Source organism: Microbacterium sp. JZ101, from assembly GCF_053903175.1.
This window is the reverse complement of record NZ_CP096400.1, coordinates 3,122,211-3,142,169: the sequence shown is the minus strand read 5'-3', so window position 1 is coordinate 3,142,169 and position 19,959 is coordinate 3,122,211. Positions and strand designations below refer to the sequence as shown.

The window sequence follows — 19,959 nt, the reverse complement described above, 5'->3', positions numbered from 1 at the left end:
CAGGCGAACAGGGCGAGGCCGCGATCGGCGCGAGAAGGGGCCTCCCGCGATGAGGCACCGCGGCGGTGCGACGCTGTTCAGCCCAGCAGCCTCGCGGTCCGCGAGCCGAGGCCGAGTGCGGCGGCGGAGCGCAGCTGCTCGACGGTGTCGACGTCACGGCGCAGCGTCGAGTCCTGCGCCACCCCGAGGTCGACGTGCCCCGCCGCCCGGTGCGCCGCGGCCGAGTCCGCTCCGAAGGCCGGCACGAGTGCGGTGCCCGCGCGCGCCGTGATGAGGGTGGATCCCGTGCCCTCGGCGTCCGCGACGAGCCCGAGCCGCGCCGCGCCGGCGAGCGCGAGCGCGGCATCGAGGTCTGCCGGTCGGAGCGCGGGCAGGTCGCCCAGGAGCACCGCCCGCGGGAGGACGCGGTCGATCGTCGCGAGCCCGCGGCGGATGGCGGCGTTCAGCCCCGCGGGCTCGGACTCGCGGACGACGCGGATGGGGGCGGATGGCCGTGCGCGCGCGGGCGGGGGTGTGCTGTCTGCGAGGCCCTCCGGCCATCCGGAGGCCGCCGTGACGACGACGACCTCGGCGACCCGCGAGGCGTGCGCGACCGCGTCGACCGTGTCACGCGCGATCGCGTCGGCGAGCGCCGCGCGATCGACGCCGGGCGCCTCGAGCCGCGACTTCCCCCGTGCGGGCGGCTTCACGGGGATGACGACGTGCCAGGCGAAGCCCGCGTCGCCGTTCACGCCCCGTACTCGGCGCGGAGCCGAGGCAGCACCTCCTCGCCGTAGAGGCGCAGGAAGGTCTCCTGGTCGTGACCGGGGTCGTGGAAGACGAGGTGCCGGAAGCCCAGGTCGATCCAGGTGCGGATCGCCGCGAGGTGCTCGTCGACGTCGTCCGACACGATGAAGCGCGAGGCGGCGCGCTCGGTGGGCAGCTGCTCGGCGAGGCGCTGCATCTCGAGCGGGTCGTCCACGCCCATCTTCTCCTCGGGGCTCAGGGCGAGCGGGGCCCAGAAGCGCGTGTTCTCGAGCGCCTGGGCGCGGTCGTGCCGGAAGGAGACCTTGACCTCGAGAAGCGTGTCGACGTCGGACCGGTCGCGGCCCGCCTTGGCGAGCCCCTCGTCGAATGCCGGCAGGAGCTTCTCGCTGTACAGCTCGGGAGCCTTGCCGCTCGTCGTGATGTAGCCGTCGGCGATCCGGCCGGCGAGCCGCGTCGCCGCGGGGCCCGAGGCGCCGATGTAGATGGGCACGAGCTCGTCCGGGCGGTCGTAGATCGTGGCGTTGCGCACCGAGTAGTACGTGCCGTCGAAGGTCACGCGATCGTCGGTCCACAGCCGGCGGATGAGCGTGATCGCCTCTTTCATGCGCTGGAACCGCTCGGGCGACTCGGGCCAGTCGAGGCCGAGGGTGACCTCGTTGAGCGCCTCGCCCGTGCCGACGCCGAGGATCATCCGCCCGGGGTGCATGGCGCCGAGGGTGCCGAACGCCTGCGCCACGACGCCCGGGTGGTAGCGGAAGGTCGGCGTGAGCACCGACGTGCCGAGCAGCACGCGCGAGGTGCGCTCGGCCGCGGCGCCGAGCCAGGGCAGCGCGGCGGGTGCGTGCCCTCCCTCGTGCATCCACGGCTGAAGGTGGTCGCTGAGGAAGACCGAGTCGAACCCGACCTCCTCGGCGAGGATCGCGTAGTCGAGCAGCTCGCGCGGCCCGAACTGCTCGGATGAGGCCTTGTAGCCGAACCGGAAGGGGATGGTCATGGCAGGGCTCCTTCGGAGGTGAGGACGGCGGATGGCTCGAGCAGGTCGCGGGAGACGCGCGCGAGACGCTCGCGGAAGGCGGCGACGGTCCCCGGCCAGAGGAGCGTGAGCCGGCCGCTGCGGGAGTCGACGTACCAGCTCTCGCAGCCGCCTGACACCCACGGGGTCCCGGTCGAGCGCTCGACGATCTCCCGCGTGTAGGCGGCCTCGTCCTGCGCGCTCACGCGCACGTCGAGTCCCCGGGCGACGAGAGCCGCGGCGAAGGCGGCCTGCTCCTCGAGGATGAGCACGGCCGAGTTGTGGCCGAGCGCCGCGTTCGGCCCGCCGAGGATGAAGAGGTTCGGGAAGCCGTGCACGAGGGTCGAGCCGACCGAGCGCATGCCGTCGGACCAGTGCGCGTCGAGCGATCGACCGTGCTCTCCGGTCACGAGGGGCGCGTAGGGCTGGCGGGTGGAGGCGAAGCCCGTGGCGAGGACGACCGCGTCGGCCGCGTGCCGCGTGCCGTCGGCCGCGACGAGCGCGCCGTTCTCCACGGCGGCCAGGGCAGATGGCACGAGACGCACGGCACCCGAGGCGACGGCCGGGTAGAACGCGTCGCTCAGGAGCACGCGCTTGCAGCCGAACGCGTAGTCCGGGGTGAGAGCGGCGCGCAGGGCCGGGTCCGCCACCTGCGAGGCGAGGTGGGCGCGCGCGACGGCCTCGGCTTCGGCGGCGGCCGCGCGGTCGCCAGAGCGCGACGCGAAGCGCGCCTCGCCCTCGCGGAGCAGCTCGTCGCGCAGGCGCGCGGCGGCCGACGGCTCGCGCAGGGCGGCGCGCTCCTCGGGGCCGTACACCCGGTCGCCCTTGGGGACGATCCACGCGGGCGTGCGCTGGAAGAGCACGACCTCGGCGCCCGCATCGACGAGGGCGGGCACGAGCTGCACGGCGCTCGCCCCCGTGCCGACGACCGCGATCCGGCGCCCCGCGACGTCCTGCGTGTGGTCCCACCGCGCGGAGTGGAAGAGCGGGCCGGGGAAGGTCTCGAGCCCCACGACGTCCGGGATCCGGGGCTCGGTGAGCCGCCCGCACGCGAGGACGAGATGTCGCGCCCGGATCTCCTCGGGACACGACGCAGGATCCTCCTCGCCCGCCGCACCGGGAATCCGGTTCCCGCGCGCGGAGCCGCTCGGAGGTCCTGCGATGTGTCCCGGGCCGGTGCGCACCGCCCACTCGTCGCCATCCCACCGTGCGTCGATCAGCGCGGTGCCGAAGCGGATCCGCGCGTCGAGCCCCTCGTCGCGCGCGATCCGCTCGAGGTACTCCCGGATCTCCGCGCCGGGAGCGAACACGCGCGTCCAGTCGGGGGACGGATGGCTCGCGAGCCCGTACAGGTGAGAGGGCACGTCGCACGCGACGCCGGGATAGGTGTTGTCGCGCCACGTGCCGCCGACTCCGTCGGCGCGCTCGATGATCGCGAAGTCGTCGACGCCCTGCGCCCGGAGGGCGAGCGCGGCCGCGAGGCCTGCGAAGCCGGCGCCGACGATGAGCGTGCCGACGCGGATCATCCGCCGCTCCGCTGGACGTCGCCGTAGGTCGTCGTCCGCTGCCGGAACGGCCGGAACAGCCGCTTCGCGATGCCGCGCGCCGTGTCGAGCGGCAGCTCGAGGCCGGCCTCGACCCCCGCGCGAGGCGCGACGCGTCCGTCGAGAAGCGTTCCGCCGAGGTCGTCGCCGCCCGCGCGCAGGAGGTCAGCCGACAGCTCGAGGCCGTGGCGCGTCCACGGGATCTGCACGTGCGCGATGGCGCCCGACAGCATGAGGCGAGACACCGCGACCATGGCACGGTGCTCATCACGCGGGCTGCGGCCGTCGACGAGCGGCCGGCCCCAGCCCGGCATCGGGATCGGCACGAACTCGGAGAACCCTCCGGTCTCGCGCTGGATGGCCAGGAGCCTGCGGAGGTGGGCGATGCGCTCCGCGGCGGTCTCGACGTGCCCGTAGAACAGGACGGATGTCGAGCGGAAGCCCGCGCGGTGGGCGGCCGTGATGGTCTCGATCCAGCGGTCGATCTCGAGGTCGCCGGGCGCGACCTCGGCGCGCACGCGCTCGCTCAGGATCTTGACGCCCGTTCCCGGCACCGTATCGACTCCCGCCTCGCGCAGCGCGGCGAGCGCGCCGTCGACCCCGAGCCCCGCGCGGTCGGCGAGGTCGGCGACATCCTGCGGGCGGAAGGCGTGGAGATGGATGGCCGGGGCCGCGCGCTTCACGGCGCGAGCGATCTCGAGGTACGCCTCAGGCTCCTCGCCCGGCGCGAGGAGGCCCTGCACGCAGATCTCCGTGAGACCGAGGTCGACCGCGTCGCGCGCGGCGTCCTCGAGGAGCGGGAGGTCGAACTCGTCATCCGCCCGGCCGCCTCGCGCGCGGAAGCCGGTCGAGGCGATGTTGCGGTTCGCGACGATGCTCACGGTCTCGCCGACGGTGTACCGGCGCACGTCGTCGGCCGTCTGCACGAGGGCCTCGAGCTCGTCGCCGGTCGCGGTGAGGAGGCGCTCCCACTCCGCGTCGTCGAGCGCTCCAGGGTCCTGCGCGGCGCGCTCGATGACGGCGGCGATGAGCCCGCCGGGCGACCAAAGTGCAGGAGTCTCGACCGCGCCCGCATCGGGGGAGCGGTCTCCCGGCTCCTGCGGGCCCGGAACTCCTGCGTCGTGTCCCGCGCGGGGCGAGCGCGCCTCGGGTCGCACGATGCCGCCATCCGCCGCGCGTCGCGCGAGCCCGCTCTCGTCGGCGAGGGCGCGCGTCGCACCGCGGATGGCCGCGTCGACCCAGGCGTCCGCGTGCACGTACTCGGGGTGGGCCGTGAGGCGCTCGCGGAGCGTGAAGCCGAGCTCTGCCGTGCGCGCCGCGAGGTCGTCGAGGTGCGGCCACGGGCGCTCGGGGTTCACGTGGTCGGCGGTGAGCGGCGAGACGCCGCCCCAGTCGTCGGCGCCCGCGCGGAGGAGGAGCGCGAACTCCTGCGGGTCGGACAGGTTCGGCGGCACCTGCACGCGCATGCGCGGCCCCAGGACGAGCCGCGTCACGGCGACGGCCATCGCGTGCTCGTGGAGCGCGGCGTCGGGCGCGTCCTGCATCGCGGTCCGCGGCTTCGCGCGGAAGTTCTGGACGATGACCTCCTGCACGTGCCCGTGGCGCTCGTGCACGTCGCGGAGGGCGATCATCGACTCCGCGCGGTCGCGGAGCGTCTCGCCGATCCCGACGAGGATGCCCGAGGTGAAGGGGATGCGGGCGCGGCCGGCGTTCTCGAGCAGCTCGAGCCGGACGAGGGGGTCCTTGTCGGGCGAGCCGTGGTGCACGCGCCCCGGCTCCGTGAAGAGCGCGCGCGAGGTCGTCTCGAGCATGACGCCCATCGAGGGGGCGAACGGGCGCAGCGCCGCGAGCTCGTCGGGGCTCATCACGCCCGGGTTCAGGTGGGGGAGGAGCCCCATCTCATCGACGATCAGCTCGGCCATCGCGCCGACGTACTCGAGAGTCGACGCGTAGCCGTGCTCGTCGAGCCAGGCGCGCGCCTCGGGCCAGCGGTCCTCGGGGCGATCGCCGAGCGTGAGCAGCGCCTCCTTGCAGCCGAGCGCCTGCCCCTGTCGGGCGACGGCGAGCACCTGCTCGGGCGACATGTACGCGGGCTTCGCCTTCTTGAGCAGCTGGCCGGGGGTGTCGACGAACACGCAGTAGTGGCAGCGGTCGCGGCACAGCGTCGTGAGCGGGATGAACACCTTGCGCGAGTACGTCACGACACCGGGGCGGCCCGCGAGGGCGAGCCCCTCGTCGCGCGTGCGCGCGGCGAGATCGAGCACGCGCTCGGCATCGGGGCCCGTCGCCTCGAGGAGCGCGAGCGCGTCGTCGGCGTCGAGGCGCTCCCCGCGCTCGGCCTTTCGCAGAGCGGCGGCGAGAGCCGGAGCGTTCGCGCTGAGCAGGGTCACCGATCCAGTCTCGCACCGTGCGCGGCGACGGGCGCCGCCGCGGACAGCACGGCCGCGGCGAAGCTGTGCGAACTCACCAGCCTCTCGGGAGGAGTCCGCTGGCAGGATGGATGCCATGGTCACCCTGCTCCTCGATCACGCGCAGCTCGAGATCTCGCTGTCGGCCACCGAGCGCGCCCTCGCGTTCCGCCGCACGAGCATCCGCGTCGAGCGCTCGTCGATCGTCAAGGTGCAGCTCACGGACGACCCGTGGACCTGGCTGCGCGGCGTGCGCGCCCGCGGCACGTTCCTGCCCGGCTTCACCGCGCTCGGCACGTGGCGGACGGAGACCGGAGACGACTTCGTCGCGGTGCGCGGGCGCCGTCTGCCCGGAGTCGTGATCGATCTGGATGGCGACGGCGAGTTCGAGCGTCTCGTCATCTCGACACGTCACGGCCTCGCGCTCACGCGCGCGCTGCGCCTCAACCTCGACGAGGCCGCCGAGGCCGTCGAACTCGGCGCGGAGCCTGCGAAGGAGCCGCAGCGCACACCCCGCCCCGCCCCGCGTCCCGCTCCCGCGATCTGAGCCGGCGGCGCCGTCGTCAGTCGGCGTCGTCCTCGGTGGGCTGCTCAGTGCCCTCGTAGGTCGCCGGGTCGACGCCCGCTCCGCGCAGGATGTCGTCGAACGAGAAGCCCTCCTCGTTCTCGCCCTCGACGACGGCCGCGTCCTCCTCCTCGGTGGACTCCTCGGCGCCGATCATCGGCACGGCCACGGTCTCCGTCGAGAGGTGGTCGATGGTCGGGATGGCGATGGTCGGCTCGCCCGGCTCGTGCTCGTCGGCGTCATGGCCCAGGAACGCGGCCGCGCCGCCGACCGGCTCGTCGCCACCGGCCAGGAGGTTCGCCAGACGCGCCGACCCCGGCAGGCCGCCCGCGAACGGAGCCGCCTCGGCGTCCTCGGCGTCGTCGCCACCGTCGAACTCGACGACCGCATCGGGCTCCTCGAGCACGTCGGGGCTGTCGGCGTCGTCGCGAGGAGCATCCTGCTCGCCCTCGTGCCTGTCGTGGGGAGCCTCCGACGGATCGGAATCGGCGGCGAAGGCGTCGGCCGGGGCGTCGGCGTCGTCGCCCTCGGGCGTCCAGTCCTCGTGGCTCTCGGCGACGTGCTCGGGAGCCGCGGGAGCCTCGTCGTCCCACGCGTGCGCGGCGCCGGGGTCGCCGTCCATGGCCGGAGCCTGGAGGAAGGCGTCGGCCTCGGCGACCTCGCGCTCGAAGTCGGCGTCGGTGGTCGGTGCAGGAGCGGCCGGGATGTGCCACGTGGGCACCGGCGCCGGCGCGTCGGCGACGAACGGCGCGTCCTCGGGGGCGGTGTGCTCGAGCGCTTCCGCTGCCGCGTCGTCGCCCTCGGCGTCGTCCTCCGCGCCCGCGGCCTCGTACTCCGCCGGCGCGTAGTCCTCGGTCTCGTCGGAGGCCGTCCCGTCGGAGGCCGTCTCGTTGGAGATCGTCTCGTCGGAGGCCGTCTCTCCCTCTGCGTCCGCAGCGCCCTGGGGTGCGGCGTCTTCGGCGTCCGCCTCGCCCTCCTCGGCGGCGTCCGCGTTCTCACCGGTGGCGTCGGCGCCCTGGCGAGCTTCGTCGGCGTCGGCAGTCTCCCCCGAGTCGGCGTCGGCCGGCTGCTCGTCGGTCGCGTCGGTCACGATGGCGGCCACGCCGACTCCGGCAGCGGCGCCCGCGGCAGCCGTCACGCCGACCTCGGCGGGGGAGAGACCCGCATCCTCGGAGTTCGACTCCGCGTCCTCGCGGCGGTCGGCCTCGGCGTCCACGGTCGTCGCGTCCGCCTCATCTGAGACATCCGCAGCCGCGCCATCCGAGACATCCGCAGCCGCGCCATCCGAGACATCCGCAGCCGCGCCATCCGAGACATCCGCAGCTGCGACATCCGAGACATCCGCAGGCGCCGCGTCCGCGTCACCTGAGACATCCGCGTCCGCGTCCGCGTCACCCGAGGCATCCGCACCCGGGGCGTCCGCGACCGCGCCGTCCGCCGCACCCGCCGTCGGCGGCAGCGCCGCGGTCATCGGCGGCACGTACTCGCCGCTCACGAGCTGGATGAAGACGTCCTCGAGGCTGGGGCTGCGCTGCTGCAGCGTGGTGAGCGCGACACCGGCCTGCGCGGCGAGCGCGCCGATCTCCGCGGCCGAGGCGCCCTGCACGTTGATGCCCGAGCGCAGCAGCTCGACTTCGTAGCCCGCGTCGCGCAGGGCGCGCGAGAGCGCAGCGCGGTCGAGCGAGTCGACCGCGACCGTCTGCGACGACGCGTCCTCGAGGTCCTCGATGGCGCCCGCGAAGACGAGCGAGCCGTTCGAGATGACGAGGAGCCGATCCGCGACCTGCTGGATCTCGCTGAGCAGGTGCGATGACACGAGCACCGTGCGGCCCTCGTCGGCGAGGCGGCGCATGAGGAGGCGCATCCACCGGATGCCCTCGGGGTCGAGTCCGTTCGCGGGCTCGTCGAGGACGAGCACGCCGGGGTCGCCGATCATCGCCTCCGCGACCGCGAGTCGCTGCGTCATGCCGAGGGAGTAGCCCGAGATGCGCATGTCGGCGACCTCGGAGAGGCCCACGAGCGCGAGCACCTCGGCCACGCGCGACGAGGGCACACCGGCCTGGCGGGCGACCGTGCTCAGGTGCTTGACCGCCGTGCGGCGCGCCCGGAACGTCGGCGACTCCGACACCCAGCCCACGACGCGGCGCGGGCTGGAGAGCTGCGCGAACGTCTTGCCGCCGATCGTCGCGGTGCCCGCGTTGGCGCGCAGCTGCCCGAGGAGGATCCGCAGCGTCGTCGTCTTGCCCGCTCCGTTGGGGCCGAGGAACGCGGTCACGAAGCCGGGGTCCACGCGGGCGGTGAAGTCCGAGACAGCGGCGATCCCGTCGAAGGTCTTCGTGACGCCCGTGAACTCGAGCACCTTGCCGTCGGTCATGGTGACCCCTTCATCTGCATGCATGTTCCCCCTATCTTGTCGGAATCCCGCTGAGAACCGTGGCACATCGGCGCAAACCCCTCCGTGGGCACCCCGCGGCCGGGGCCGGGACGCGCGCCGGGTAACGTGGCACGCGTGACGGACACGACGCCTTCGGCCAGAGTCGCCGCGAAGATGCAGAGCGGGGTGGGGCGCATCACGCTCGACCGCCCCGAGGCCATCAACGCCCTCTCGCTCGAGATGCTCCAGGCGGTGGGCGAGATCCTGGACGGATGGCGGGATGAGCCGGATGTCGCGATCGTGCTGCTCGAGGGCGCCGGCGACCGCGGGTTCTCGGCGGGCGGCGACATCCGAGCTCTGTACGCGAGCATGCTCGACGGCGGCGAGCCGGCCGCCGAGCCGTTCTTCCGCGTCGAGTACCGCGTCGACGCAGAGGTCGCCGCGTACCCCAAGCCGATCGTCGCGATCGCCGACGGCGTCACCATGGGCGGCGGGATCGGGCTCGCCGGCAACGCGCACGTCCGCATCGTGACCGAGCGCTCGCGCCTCGCGATGCCCGAGACGCGCATCGGATTCTCGCCCGACGCCGGCGGCTCGTGGCTCCTCGCGCACGCGCCAGGCCGTCTCGGCGAGTACCTCGCGCTCACGAGCGACACGATGGACGCCGCCGACGCCATCCACTGCGGCTTCGCCGACCACTACGTCCCGAGCGACCGCATCCCGTCGGTCGTCGACGCCCTCGAGATGCGCGCGGACCCGGCCACGCCGACCGAGCTCGTCATGCTCTTCGACGAGACGCCGGAGCCGAGCCGAATCCAGCGCGCGCAGCCGTGGATCGATCGCGCCTTCTCGGCCGACACGCTCCCCGAGATCCGAGAGCGGCTCGAGCAGCTGGTCGCGGAGGGCGTCGCCGCCGACGAGGACCCGTCGCCGGCCGCGGCCCTCGCGGCCCTCGACGAGCGCTCGCCGACCGCGCTCGTCGTCACGCTCGGGGCCATCCGCTCGGCTCGCGCGCTGCCGTCGCAGCGCCACGCGCTCGAGCAGGAGTACCACCTCATGTGCTGGTACCTCGCGACGCAGCCCGACCTCGTCGAGGGGATCAGGGCGCAGGTGATCGACAAGGACCGGCAGCCGCGCTGGAACCCGGCTACGGTGGCGGATGTGCACCCCGACACGGTGGGCACGGCCTTCGCGCACCGCGCGGAGCGGATGCTGTTCCCCGACCTGGAGAGGTGAGCATGACCGACAAGGCGGAGTTCGGCTCCTACGGCGTGTGGCGCCCCGCGGCGCGCCTCGACGGCGCCTTCGCCCAGGGCGTCGAGCAGCTCGGATACGGAACGCTGTGGGTGGGCGGGTCGCCCGCGCAGGACCTCGTGATCGTCGAGGAGCTCCTCGACGCGACGACCTCGATCATCGTCGCCACCGGCATCGTCAACATCTGGCAGGCCGACGCCGAGAGCGTGGCCCGAGCGTTCCATCGGATCGAGGACGCGCATCCCGGCCGGCTCGTCCTCGGCATCGGCTCGGGGCACCGCGAGGCCACGCCGCGCCGCGAGAAGCCGCTCGCCGCGCTCAACGCGTACCTCGACGTGCTCGACGCGGAGGGCGTCCGCCCCGATCAGCGCGTGCTCGCGGCGCTCGGCGACCGCACGCTCGCGCTCGCCGCGGAGCGCACGCTCGGCGCCCATCCGTACCTCACCGTCCCCGCGCACACGGCGCATGCGCGCGAGGTGCTCGGCGACGCGCTCCTCGCGCCGGAGATGAAGGTCGCGCTCGCCGACTCGGCCGAGGCCGCACGCGCGACGGCCAGGGCCTCCCTCGAGCGCTACTTCGGGCTGTCGAACTACGTCGACGCGCTCAAGCGCTTCGGCGCGAGAGACGAGGACTTCGCGGGCGGCGGGTCGGACGAGCTCATCGACGCCGTCGCGGCGAACCCCGACCCCGAGGCCGCGGCCGCCGCGCTGCGCACGCACCTCGGCGCGGGCGCCGACCACGTGGCGCTGCAGCCGCTCGGAGATGACCCGCTCGGGTCGCTCGAGCGGCTCGCGCCGGCGCTCGGCCTCGAGCCCCTGCGGCACTGACCCGGCCGCGCCGCCGACGCGGAGCCGGCCGCTACGCCGGTGCCCCCGTCGACGCGCGCACGTTGAGCGCGGGGCTCAGCGTCACGCGGTGCACGGGACGCGACGGGTCGGCGATGCGCGCGAAGAGGAGCTCGAGCGCCGCGCGCCCGATCGCCGCACGCGGGGGAGCGACGCCCGTGAGGGCGGGCGTGAAGAGCTCGGCGAACTCGTCGTCGTAGGCGACGACGGAGAGGTCGCCCGGCACCGACAGGCCGCGCGAGAGCACGAGGTCGACGATCGCCATGGCCTCGCGGTCGGAGTGGACGAGCAGAGCGGTCACACCGGCCTTCAGCACGCTGTCGAGCATCTCGTCGACGCCCTTCGAGAAGCCGGGGGCGCCCCGGTCGGGCAGGATCCGCTCCACGTGCTCCGCGGGGGTGAGCTCGAGCTCACGGCACGCGGCCGTCCATCCGGCGATGATCTTGCGCGAGGTCGGCGAGTTGCGCGAGATGAGGAGGCCGACCTTGCGGTGGCCCAGCTGCGCGAGGTGACGCGCCGCGAGCACCGCGCCGAGCGCATGGTCGGTCGTGACGGACTCGACCGGTGCCCCGTCGGGGCGCGACACCGCCTCGCGCTCGGCGAGCACGAACGGGATCCCCGACGAGGTGAGCCACGCGATGACGTCCTGCGCGTACTCGGTGTCGGTGTTGGGCGCGACGACCAGCCCGGCGAGATCGCCTGCCTCGACCATCCGCTCGAGGACGGGGCGCTCGTCCTGCATGTCGTACGAGGTGCCGCGCAGGAGGATCGACGCGCCGTGCTCGCGGGCGGCGCCCTCGAGCGAGCGCACGACCTGCGGCCAGTAGAAGTCGAGCGACGGCACGAGCACGCCGATGCTCGCGGCCGACGCGCGGTCGGGGGAGGGGCGCCGGGCGACGACGCCTCCCGGCGGCGGCACGGCGCCGCCGTGCACGCGCATGAGCAGGCCCTCCTCCTCGAGCTGCTGGAGGTCGCGGCGCAGCGTCACGGCCGCCACGCCCAGGTCCTCGGTGAGCTGCGACACGCGGACGGCGCCCGCGCGCGCCAGCGCGTCGAGGATGAGGTCGCGGCGCGAGGCCGCGAGCGGCGCGCTCTGATCGGTCATCGTCCCTCCTCGGTCGATCCATCCTGGCGCACGGTGACCGTGAGCTCGGCGAGGCCCGACACGTCGATGTCGATGCGGACGAGGCGCTCGCCCCACACATGGGTGAGCATGGGGTCGGTGAGCGGCTGCTCGACGAGCCGGGCCGGGGCCGCGCGGTCCCACGAGAGCTCGACGGACCGCGCCCCGTCGAGCGGGACGATCCGCGCGGCGCCCGCCGCGAGGCTGACGTCGCCGGCCGCGAGCAGGCGGACCTCGGTCGCGCCGTCCTCGGGCGCGAGACGCCACGCGTCGGCGATCGCGACCGTGCGTCGCGCGCGGTCGAGGCGGATGGCGCGGCGCCAGCTCTCGAGCTCGGGCACGTCGTAGGCGTCCGCGAGCTCGAGGACGAGCTCGGCGTCGCCGACGTCGACGAGGCGCGCCGCGCGCTCGCGCCCCTCCGACTGCCCCCGTCCGCGGATGAACGGGACGCTGTGCCACGCGCTCTGCATGGGCCAGAGCTCGTACCGCGCGTCGCTGAACGTCCGCGCCTCGTACGTCGGCCGGCCCGCATCCACGAGGACGGGCACTCCGTCGGATGCGACGATGACGCTCCCGACGTCGTCGTGGTTGTGGCTCTCGGCGTTGTGCCCTCCCTTGCCGACCACGGTCAGGCCGCGCGGCTCGCCCTCGCGCTCGCGGACGACGAGCATCTCGGTCGACGGGAGCCACACGCGGGCGGGCAGCGGGTCGGAGCCCGGGGCGGCCGCGAGCCACGCGGGATCGGTCAGCCCGCGGAGCACCCGGCCGAGACCCTCCGGCTCGGCGACGGCGGGGCGCGACGGATCGCGGTGGAGCGCGGCGAAGGCGGCCGCCGCGTCGTCGCCCACGCGCCGCGCCGCGCGGTGGAGCGCGTGCCACGGCTGCGGCCCGGTCTGACGCGCCTGCCCGTCAGCGGCGTTCACGAACCACGGCCCGCCGAGGTGCATGCGATGCGGGAAGGCGATCGTCTCGCGCAGCGACGGGATGTCGCCGGTCACGTCGAGGCCGGTCGCGTGCGCGAGCACGTCGAGCGCCTCGAGCAGGCGGCACGCGCCGTTCCACCAGTAGGCGTAGCCCTCGTCGATCGCGCCGTCGAGGGGCAGCGCGGCGACGTAGCGGTCGAGGCCCTCGACGACGAGGGCGACGACACGCGCCCGCTCGTCGCGCTGCTCGGGGGCGTCGAGCAGCCGCAGCGCGGCGACGAGCACGTTGCCGTGGATCCAGGGGTTCCAGTTGTGGACGTGTCCGTCGAGGCCGATCCACCGCCAGTCGCGGCGGCGGAGGAACGGCTCGAAGATCCGCACGTGCGCCTCATGCCGCACGCGCGCCCGGATGCCGGGGAAGCGGGCCTCGAGCCGCTCGCCGACCGCGTGGTCGAGCCAGGCGAGCTGCGACACGACCTCGCCCGCGCCGAGATCGACATACGGGTCGGTCACGGTCGCGAGGACGGCGCCGTGCCGATCGCGCGTGTCATCGTGCGCGGGCCAGCACCACGAGCTCTGCTCGCAGAGCATCACGACGCCGTCGAGCGTCTCGTCGAGCCACCTCTCCTCGCCCCCGGCGCCCGCGAGGACCGCGACGCGCGTGAGGCGCTCCTGGCGTGCGAAGGCGGGCGCCTCCCAGGCGACGCGGTCGCCGTCGCCGTGGAATCGGGCCGCGTCGTGCGCACGGGGCTGCGGCCAGGGCTCCGGCAGCTCGCGCTCGGCCCGCGCGCGGAAGGCGGCGATGGCAGCGGGGTCTGCGCGCCGCAGATCGGCGGGCGGAAGAGCGGCGTCGGGCTCGGCGAGTCGCTCGGCGAGGGCCCGGTCGAGGGCGTCCAGCTCGACGCCGGCTGCGCGCGCGAGCGCGTCCGCGAGCGGTCCACGGAAAGGGGTCATCGTCGATCTCCTCCTGCCCTCGGCGACATCCGCCGAAGTGATCAGAAACGATCATGCCCGTTCAAGATTGTGTTTGCAAGAGCGGATCTGATTGATACGCTCCTCAACGTCAGCCCGCCCGCACGCCGTTCGAAGGGGAACCCGTGACACCCGCACCCGCCCGCGCAGCGCACTCGTCCGAGTGGACGCGCGCCGACTGGACGGCCTACGCCGACCGCCTCCTGGAGGGCGCGATGGCGCACGGCTCCGCCGGCCGCGGGCGCATCCTCATCCCCGGCGCCGAGGGCGGCTACGGACGCGACGTCGACGGCCTCGAGGGCTTCGCGCGCACCTTCCTCATCGCGGGCTTCCGCATCGCGGGAGAGCGCGGCCGCGGCGTCGATCACCTCATCGACTTCTTCTCCCAGGGCATCCGCGCGGGCGTCGATCCCGACGCGCCCGACCGCTGGGTGCGCATGGAGGAGCATGCGCAGGCGAAGGTCGAGGCCGCGTCGATCGCGCTCATCCTCGATCTGACCCGCCCCTGGATCTGGGATCGCCTCGACGCGCTCACGCAGAAGCGCGTGATCGACTACCTGGCTCCCGCGGTCGGCGACGACACCTATCCGCCGATCAACTGGCTGTGGTTCCGCGTCGTCGTGCAGACCTTCCTGCGCTCGGTGGGCGGCCCCTGGTCCGCCGACGACATCGCCGCGGACCTCGCGCTGCACGACACGTTCGCGCGCGGCGAGGGGTGGATGGCCGACGGCGCGGCGCGCTCGTACGACCACTACGTCGGCTGGGCGCTGCACCTCTACCCCGTGCTCTGGGCGCGCATGGCGGGCGCCGCCGATCTCGCCGGCGACCGCATCGCGGCAGACCGGGCGTCGCTCGACCGCTTCCTGCAGGACGCCGTGCACCTCGTCGGCGCCGACGGCTCGCCCCTCATCCAGGGCCGCAGCCTCATCTACCGCTTCGCGGCGGCCGCGCCGTTCTGGGCGGGCGTCGTCGCCGACGTGCCGTCGGTCTCCGCTGGCGCGCTGCGTCATGCGGCCGCACGGATCGTGTCGCACTTCGCCGACCGGGGCATCCCCGACGACCGCGGCGTGCTGACGATGGGCTGGCACGGCGAATGGCGCCAGCTCGCGCAGTCGTACTCGGGGCCGGGCTCGCCCTACTGGGCCGCCAAGGGCCTGCTCGGGATCATGCTCCCGGCCGACCATCCGGTCTGGGACGCTCCCGCGGAGCCGCTCCCCGTCGAGCACGGCGACTTCGTGCGCGCGATCGCGGCGCCGGGGTGGATCGTCTCGGGCACGGCCCGGGACGGCATCGTGCGCGTCGCGAACCACGGCACGGACCACGAGGTCGAGGGGGCGCTCGTCGCCGACTCGCCGCTGTACGCGCGGCTCGGATACTCGACCGCCACGAGTCCGCTGCTCGACGCGCGCGGATGGCGCGAGCCGCTCGAGCAGTCCGTCTCGCTCGTCGACCCGACCGGCGCCGCGACCCACCGCGCCGGGATGTCCTGCCACGGGGTGCGCGCGGGCGACGGCGTCGGCGTCGGCGCATCGACCGCGGTCGCGCACACCTTCTCGGCCGATGCCGACCAGGTCGCGCACGGCTCGGGCCTGCGCGGCACGGCAGAGGCGGTCGCGCGGCTGTCGGTCGTGTCGATCCTCCGCGGCGCGCACGAGGTGCGCCTCGCGCGAGTCGACGACCCCGAGTGCAGCCTCGCCGGATGGCGGCTGCGCTGGGGCGGATGGCCCGCCGCGGGCGCCCGGGTCGACGCGCGCGTCGAGACCGCACCCGACGCGATCGCGATCGCGTCGGTCGAGGGCGCGACCAGCGCCATCCGCGCGCTCGGGCACGTCGCGAGCGCCCGGGTCGAGCAGCGACGCGACGCGAGCCCGCTCGGCGAGACCGCAGCCGTCCCCGTTCTCGAGAGCGCGGTCGTCGTCGGCGAGTGGCATGCGGTCGAACTCGCCCTCTCGGGCGCCGAGGAGCTGCCGAGCGTGCAGCTCCGTCTCGACGGCGACAGCGCGCACATCACCTGGCCCGACGGCGTCGAGACGACGACGGCCCTCTCAGACCTCCGCCTCGCGCAGCCCGCGCAGCGGTGATCCCCGAACACCCGAAAATCCTGCAGCAAAGGAGCAGCACTCCCATGAAGAAGCGCATCATCGCCGCATCGGCCGGCCTCGCGGCCTCGGCCATCGCCCTCGCCGGATGCAGCGGCGGCACGCCGGCGGCCGATCCCGACGGGCCGGTCACGCTGACCCTCTCCGGCTGGAGCGTCGAGACGACGCCCGAATTCCAGCTCCTCGCCGACCTGTTCGAGGAGGCCAACCCCGACGTGACGGTCGAGATCGTGGACTACGACCCGGCCGAGTACAACACCCTCGTGACGGCCGACCTCGCTGCGGGCAAGGGCCCCGACATCATCACCCAGAAGGAGGTCAAGTACGTCACGACCTTCCAGGAGGGCGGGCAGCTGCTCGACGTGTCCGACGTCGAGCTGCCCGAGGGGATCGGCGGCGCCGCGTCGTACGAGGTCGACGGCACGGCGTACGCGGTGCCGTACCGCCAGGACTCGTGGGTCCTCTTCTACAACAAGGCGCTCTTCGACGAGGCCGGCGTCGCCCAGCCCGACGGATCGTGGACCTGGGACGACTACGAGGCGGCAGCCGAGGAGCTCACGACCAAGCTCGGCGAGGCGGGATCGACCGCGAAGGGCGCGTACCAGCACGGCTGGCAGTCGACCGTGCAGGGCTTCGCGACCGCGCAGACCGAGGGAGCCGACCTGCTGAGCGGCGACTACGACTACTTCGCCCCGTACTACGAGCGCGTCCTCGCGCTGCAGGAGGCCGGCGCCCAGGAGGCGTACAACACGGTCACGGCGAACCAGCTCACCTACCAGGGCGAGTTCGGCAAGCAGAAGGCCGCCATGCTGCCCATGGGCACGTGGTTCGTCGCGACCCTCATCGCGCAGCAGGCCTCGGGCGAGGCCGACGACTTCGAGTGGGGCATCGCGCCGATCCCGCAGCAGGACGCTTCCACGACCGGTCTCGACGCGACGCCGGTCACGTTCGGCGACCCGACGGGTCTCGCGATCAACGCCAACATCGACCAGAGCAAGGTCGAGATCGCGAAGGACTTCCTCGCCTTCGCCGCGAGCGAGGAGGCCGCGACGGCACTCGCCGGCATCGGCATCTCGCCCGCGCTTCTGACCGACCCGGTCGTCGAGGCGTACTTCGGCGTCGAGGGCGCTCCGCAGGACGAGCTGTCGGCGTTCGCCGTGCAGACCCACGAGACGAAGGCCGAGAGCCCGACCTCGAGCAAGACCGCCGCGGTGCAGAACATCCTCGCCGACATGCACTCGGCCATCCTGTCGGGCTCGGCTGACGTCGACGCCGCGATCGCGGAGGCCGAGGAGCGCGTCGCCAACGAGGTCGGCACCGAGTAGCACTCAGCGAGCGCAGCGACCCGCTTCCCGGTCGTTGAGCGAGCGCAGCGAGTCGAAGCACTCAGCGATGTTTCGACTCGCTCGTTCCTCGCTCGCTCAACACAGGTCGCAGCGACCCGCATTCCGGTCGTTGAGCGAGCGCAGCGAGTCGAAACGTCGCAAGCCGACCTCGAGACGAGGCACCGCGTTTCGACTCGCTCGTTCCTCGCTCGCTCAACGACCGGAGTGAACGACATCGCGCGTGAGACATCAGGACCAGGACCTAGGAGCATCATGACCACCACCGCGACGGCGCCGCCTGCACGGCGTCGCCCATCCCGCCTGCGGATGCGCAACACCCTCATCGGGTGGAGCTTCATCCTGCCGAACTTCCTCGGGTTCGCCGTCCTCACGCTCGTGCCCGTGGTCGTCCTGTTCTACATGTCCCTCACGAACTGGAACATCTTCGGATCGTCGCAGTTCGTCGGGCTGCAGAACTTCCAGCGCCTGCTCGGCGACGGGAGCTTCCGGACCGCGTTCGTCAACACGCTGTACTACTCGGTCCTGCACATCCCGCTCACGATCGTCGTGTCGCTGGGGCTCGCGCTCCTGCTCAACAACAAGCTGCGCGGCGTCGCGTTCTTCCGCACCGCCGCGTTCTTCCCCTACATCACGTCGATCGTCGCGATCGCGCTCGTGTGGAACCTCCTGTTCAGCCCGCAGTACGGCCCGATCAATGAGATCCTCCGCTTCATCGGGATCGCCGAGCCGCCCGGATGGCTCACCTCGGCCGAATGGGCGATGCCCGCGGTCGTGATCATCAGCACCTGGCGCGACATGGGCTACTACATGGTGCTCTTCCTCGCGGCGCTGCAGACGGTGCCACGCGAGCTGCACGAGGCGGCCCGGATGGATGGCGCGAACGTCTTCGAGCGGTTCTGGAACGTCACGATCCCGATGCTGCGGCCGACGATGTTCTTCGTCACGGTCATGCTCACGATCAACTCGTTCAAGATCTTCGACCTCATCCTCGTGCTCACCAACGGCGGCCCCGGCCAGTCGACGACCGTGATCTCGCAGTTCATCTACCGCAAGGGCTTCGAGGAGAACCAGTTCGGCTACGCGTCCGCCGCGGCCGTCGTGCTCTTCCTCCTGTGCATCGTCGTGACGATCGCGCAGTTCCTGTGGAACAAGCGGAAGGACTCGTGATGAGCGAGACCATGACCCTCGTCGCCCCCGAGCCGACCCGTCGCCGGCTCTCGATCGACCCGAAGCCCCGCCCGCGCGGTGCGGGAGGGAAGGCGCACCCGATCGCCCGCGCGCTCCTCTACGTCGCGCTCATCGCGGCGGCGGCCGCCATGCTCACTCCGTTCTTCTGGATGATCATGAGCTCGCTCAAGGAGGCCAACGCGGTCTTCTCGGTGCCGATCCGCTGGATCCCCGAGGTGTTCGTGTGGGACAACTACGTGGAGATCTGGACGCGCTCCGACATCGTCACGTGGATCCGCAACACGCTCGTCCTCTCGGTCACGGTCACGGCCCTGCAGGTGCTGACCGGCTCGTTCGCGGCGTACGGGTTCTCTCGGATCCGCTTCCCCGGGCGCGACGCGCTGTTCCTCCTCTACGTCGCGACGATCGCCGTCCCGTGGCAGTCGTACATGATCCCGCAGTTCATCCTGCTGTCGGACGCGGGCCTCGCGAACACGCTGTGGTCGATCATCCTGCTCCAGGCGTTCGGCGCGTTCGGCGTGTTCCTCATGAAGCAGTTCTACGAGACCGTCCCCGAGGACCTGTCCGAGGCGGCGCGCCTCGACGGGCTCAGCGAGTACGGCATCTGGCGCCGGATCATGCTCCCGCTGTCGGTGCCGGCGATCGCGAGCCTGTCGCTCCTCACCTTCGTGAACACGTGGAACGACTACCTCGGACCGCTCATCTACCTGCGCGACCCGAGCCTGTGGACGATGCAGCTGGGTCTCAAGAACTTCGTCTCGAGCCTCTACGACGTGGACTACGGCGTGCTCTTCGCGGGCCTCGTGATCTCGATCCTGCCGATCGCGATCGTCTTCCTCCTCGGCCAGCGGTTCTTCGTCGAGGGCATCGCGACGAGCGGCATGAAGGGCTGATCATGAAGCGCATCCCGCACAGCGTGTACGCGACGCTCTTCGGCGTCGTGCACCTCGCGCTCGGCGTGAACCTCGCGCTCGCCGCGGTCGCCCTGCCGTTCATCGCGCTGCTCCTGACAACCGACCCCTCCCTCTCGTGGCCCGCGCTCGCGCTCGCCGCGGTGCTCGCGGGGCCCGGCGTCGCCGCCGCGTTCGGCACGTTCCGGGCGCACGCCGACGGCGAGACCGGCGTCCTGCGCGCCTTCGCCCGTTCGCTGCGCGCGACCTGGCGACGCGCCCTCGCGCTCTCCGCGCTCGTCGGCGCCGTCGTGACCGTCGCCCTCGTCGACGTGTTCGTGCTCGTGCCGACCGGCGCCGGCGCGGCCGTCGCCCCGCTGCTCATCGTCGTCGCCCTGCTCGCGATCGCGATGGGGATGGTCGGGATGGTCGCGGTCGCGGAGGATCCGCACGCGCGGCTGCGCGACGTGCTGCGCGCGGGCCTCGTGCTCGCCGTGCGGCGCTGGCCGCTCACCGTCGCCTCGTTCGCCGTCGTCGCCGTGCAGGCAGCGGTCGTCGTCGCCGCGCCCGCGCTCGGGATCGGGCTCACGGCAGCCGCGTGCCTCTACGTGGTGTGGGCAGGCGGGCGCTACACCCTGCAGCCCGTGCTCGCGCCCGCGGAGTCCTGAC

15 protein-coding genes are annotated in these 19,959 nt (G+C 73.2%); 8 read left to right on the top strand and 7 right to left on the bottom strand.

Translation table 11 applies throughout. The features are described from left to right. Window positions 1-77: 77 nt before the first annotated feature. Genes cofC through cofG form a run of 4 tightly spaced genes read right to left on the bottom strand, consistent with a single transcriptional unit; the run spans window position 78 to window position 5,693 of the window. Entirely contained in the window at window positions 78-731 is a 654-nt protein-coding gene (gene cofC / locus M1D56_RS14415; RefSeq protein ID WP_456283972.1) for a 2-phospho-L-lactate guanylyltransferase, read from the bottom strand. Beyond that, complete coding sequence (gene fgd / locus M1D56_RS14410; RefSeq protein ID WP_324013769.1) at window positions 728-1,741, bottom strand: glucose-6-phosphate dehydrogenase (coenzyme-F420); 1,014 nt, start codon at window positions 1,739-1,741, stop codon at window positions 728-730. The genes cofC and fgd overlap by 4 nt, the downstream gene beginning before the upstream one ends. Next, window positions 1,738-3,285: a flavin-containing monooxygenase gene (locus M1D56_RS14405; protein WP_456283971.1), complete on the bottom strand. Its 1,548-nt coding sequence runs from the start codon at window positions 3,283-3,285 to the stop codon at window positions 1,738-1,740. Before M1D56_RS14405 ends, fgd begins: the two co-directional genes overlap by 4 nt. Beyond that, entirely contained in the window at window positions 3,282-5,693 is a 2,412-nt protein-coding gene (gene cofG / locus M1D56_RS14400; protein WP_456283970.1) for a 7,8-didemethyl-8-hydroxy-5-deazariboflavin synthase CofG, read from the bottom strand. Before cofG ends, M1D56_RS14405 begins: the two co-directional genes overlap by 4 nt. A gap of 115 nt (window positions 5,694-5,808) precedes the next feature. Here cofG and M1D56_RS14395 point away from each other — a divergent pair, with 115 nt between their 5' ends. Then, window positions 5,809-6,258, top strand: a complete 450-nt coding sequence (locus M1D56_RS14395; protein WP_456283969.1) for a hypothetical protein — start codon at window positions 5,809-5,811, stop codon at window positions 6,256-6,258. A 16-nt stretch (window positions 6,259-6,274) separates the two neighbouring features. Here M1D56_RS14395 and M1D56_RS14390 read toward each other — a convergent pair whose 3' ends face one another. Then, window positions 6,275-8,650, bottom strand: a complete 2,376-nt coding sequence (locus M1D56_RS14390) for an ABC transporter ATP-binding protein (RefSeq protein ID WP_456283968.1) — start codon at window positions 8,648-8,650, stop codon at window positions 6,275-6,277. Between the two features lie 135 nt (window positions 8,651-8,785). Here M1D56_RS14390 and M1D56_RS14385 point away from each other — a divergent pair, with 135 nt between their 5' ends. After that, entirely contained in the window at window positions 8,786-9,886 is a 1,101-nt protein-coding gene (locus M1D56_RS14385; RefSeq protein ID WP_456283967.1) for an enoyl-CoA hydratase/isomerase family protein, read from the top strand. A 2-nt stretch (window positions 9,887-9,888) separates the two neighbouring features. Beyond that, window positions 9,889-10,731 carry a TIGR03620 family F420-dependent LLM class oxidoreductase gene (locus M1D56_RS14380; protein WP_456283966.1) on the top strand — a complete coding sequence of 281 codons (843 nt, stop codon included), beginning with the start codon at window positions 9,889-9,891 and terminating at the stop codon, window positions 10,729-10,731. Between the two features lie 31 nt (window positions 10,732-10,762). Here the strand turns inward: M1D56_RS14380 and M1D56_RS14375 are convergent, their stop codons facing one another. Further along, window positions 10,763-11,854, bottom strand: a complete 1,092-nt coding sequence (locus M1D56_RS14375) for a substrate-binding domain-containing protein (RefSeq protein WP_271172915.1) — start codon at window positions 11,852-11,854, stop codon at window positions 10,763-10,765. After that, on the bottom strand, window positions 11,851-13,749 hold the full coding sequence (locus tag M1D56_RS14370; protein ID WP_456283965.1) for a heparinase II/III domain-containing protein: 1,899 nt from the start codon (window positions 13,747-13,749) through the stop codon (window positions 11,851-11,853). The genes M1D56_RS14375 and M1D56_RS14370 overlap by 4 nt, the downstream gene beginning before the upstream one ends. A 143-nt stretch (window positions 13,750-13,892) precedes the next feature. Here M1D56_RS14370 and M1D56_RS14365 point away from each other — a divergent pair, with 143 nt between their 5' ends. The 5 genes from M1D56_RS14365 to M1D56_RS14345 all read left to right on the top strand — a co-directional run bounded on the left by M1D56_RS14365 (window position 13,893) and on the right by M1D56_RS14345 (window position 19,958). Next, the gene (locus M1D56_RS14365; RefSeq protein ID WP_456283964.1) at window positions 13,893-15,848 is read left to right on the top strand and encodes a DUF2264 domain-containing protein; all 1,956 of its coding nucleotides are present in this window, start codon (window positions 13,893-13,895) and stop codon (window positions 15,846-15,848) included. Between the two features lie 44 nt (window positions 15,849-15,892). Then, window positions 15,893-17,191 carry an ABC transporter substrate-binding protein gene (locus M1D56_RS14360; protein WP_456283963.1) on the top strand — a complete coding sequence of 433 codons (1,299 nt, stop codon included), beginning with the start codon at window positions 15,893-15,895 and terminating at the stop codon, window positions 17,189-17,191. 273 nt (window positions 17,192-17,464) lie between these two features. Then, window positions 17,465-18,379 (top strand): carbohydrate ABC transporter permease, encoded by a 915-nt coding sequence (locus M1D56_RS14355; RefSeq protein WP_271172911.1) that lies wholly within the window; start codon window positions 17,465-17,467, stop codon window positions 18,377-18,379. Then, window positions 18,379-19,293 carry a carbohydrate ABC transporter permease gene (locus M1D56_RS14350; protein WP_271172910.1) on the top strand — a complete coding sequence of 305 codons (915 nt, stop codon included), beginning with the start codon at window positions 18,379-18,381 and terminating at the stop codon, window positions 19,291-19,293. Before M1D56_RS14355 ends, M1D56_RS14350 begins: the two co-directional genes overlap by 1 nt. Before the next feature lie 2 nt (window positions 19,294-19,295). Next, window positions 19,296-19,958, top strand: a complete 663-nt coding sequence (locus M1D56_RS14345; RefSeq protein WP_456283962.1) for a ferredoxin-NADPH reductase — start codon at window positions 19,296-19,298, stop codon at window positions 19,956-19,958. Window position 19,959 lies beyond the last annotated feature (1 nt).

Bases quoted from the DNA above. Each gene is read 5' to 3' on its own strand.
- fgd (WP_324013769.1), bottom strand. From the start codon at position 1,741: ATGACCATCCCCTTCCGGTTCGGCTACAAGGCCTCATCCGAGCAGTTC.
- M1D56_RS14405 (WP_456283971.1), bottom strand. From the start codon at position 3,285: ATGATCCGCGTCGGCACGCTCATCGTCGGCGCCGGCTTCGCAGGCCTC.
- M1D56_RS14395 (WP_456283969.1), top strand. From the start codon at position 5,809: ATGGTCACCCTGCTCCTCGATCACGCGCAGCTCGAGATCTCGCTGTCG.
- M1D56_RS14390 (WP_456283968.1), bottom strand. From the start codon at position 8,650: ATGACCGACGGCAAGGTGCTCGAGTTCACGGGCGTCACGAAGACCTTC.
- M1D56_RS14380 (WP_456283966.1), top strand. From the start codon at position 9,889: ATGACCGACAAGGCGGAGTTCGGCTCCTACGGCGTGTGGCGCCCCGCG.
- M1D56_RS14375 (WP_271172915.1), bottom strand. From the start codon at position 11,854: ATGACCGATCAGAGCGCGCCGCTCGCGGCCTCGCGCCGCGACCTCATC.
- M1D56_RS14370 (WP_456283965.1), bottom strand. From the start codon at position 13,749: ATGACCCCTTTCCGTGGACCGCTCGCGGACGCGCTCGCGCGCGCAGCC.
- M1D56_RS14360 (WP_456283963.1), top strand. From the start codon at position 15,893: ATGAAGAAGCGCATCATCGCCGCATCGGCCGGCCTCGCGGCCTCGGCC.
- M1D56_RS14355 (WP_271172911.1), top strand. From the start codon at position 17,465: ATGACCACCACCGCGACGGCGCCGCCTGCACGGCGTCGCCCATCCCGC.
- M1D56_RS14350 (WP_271172910.1), top strand. From the start codon at position 18,379: ATGAGCGAGACCATGACCCTCGTCGCCCCCGAGCCGACCCGTCGCCGG.
- M1D56_RS14345 (WP_456283962.1), top strand. From the start codon at position 19,296: ATGAAGCGCATCCCGCACAGCGTGTACGCGACGCTCTTCGGCGTCGTG.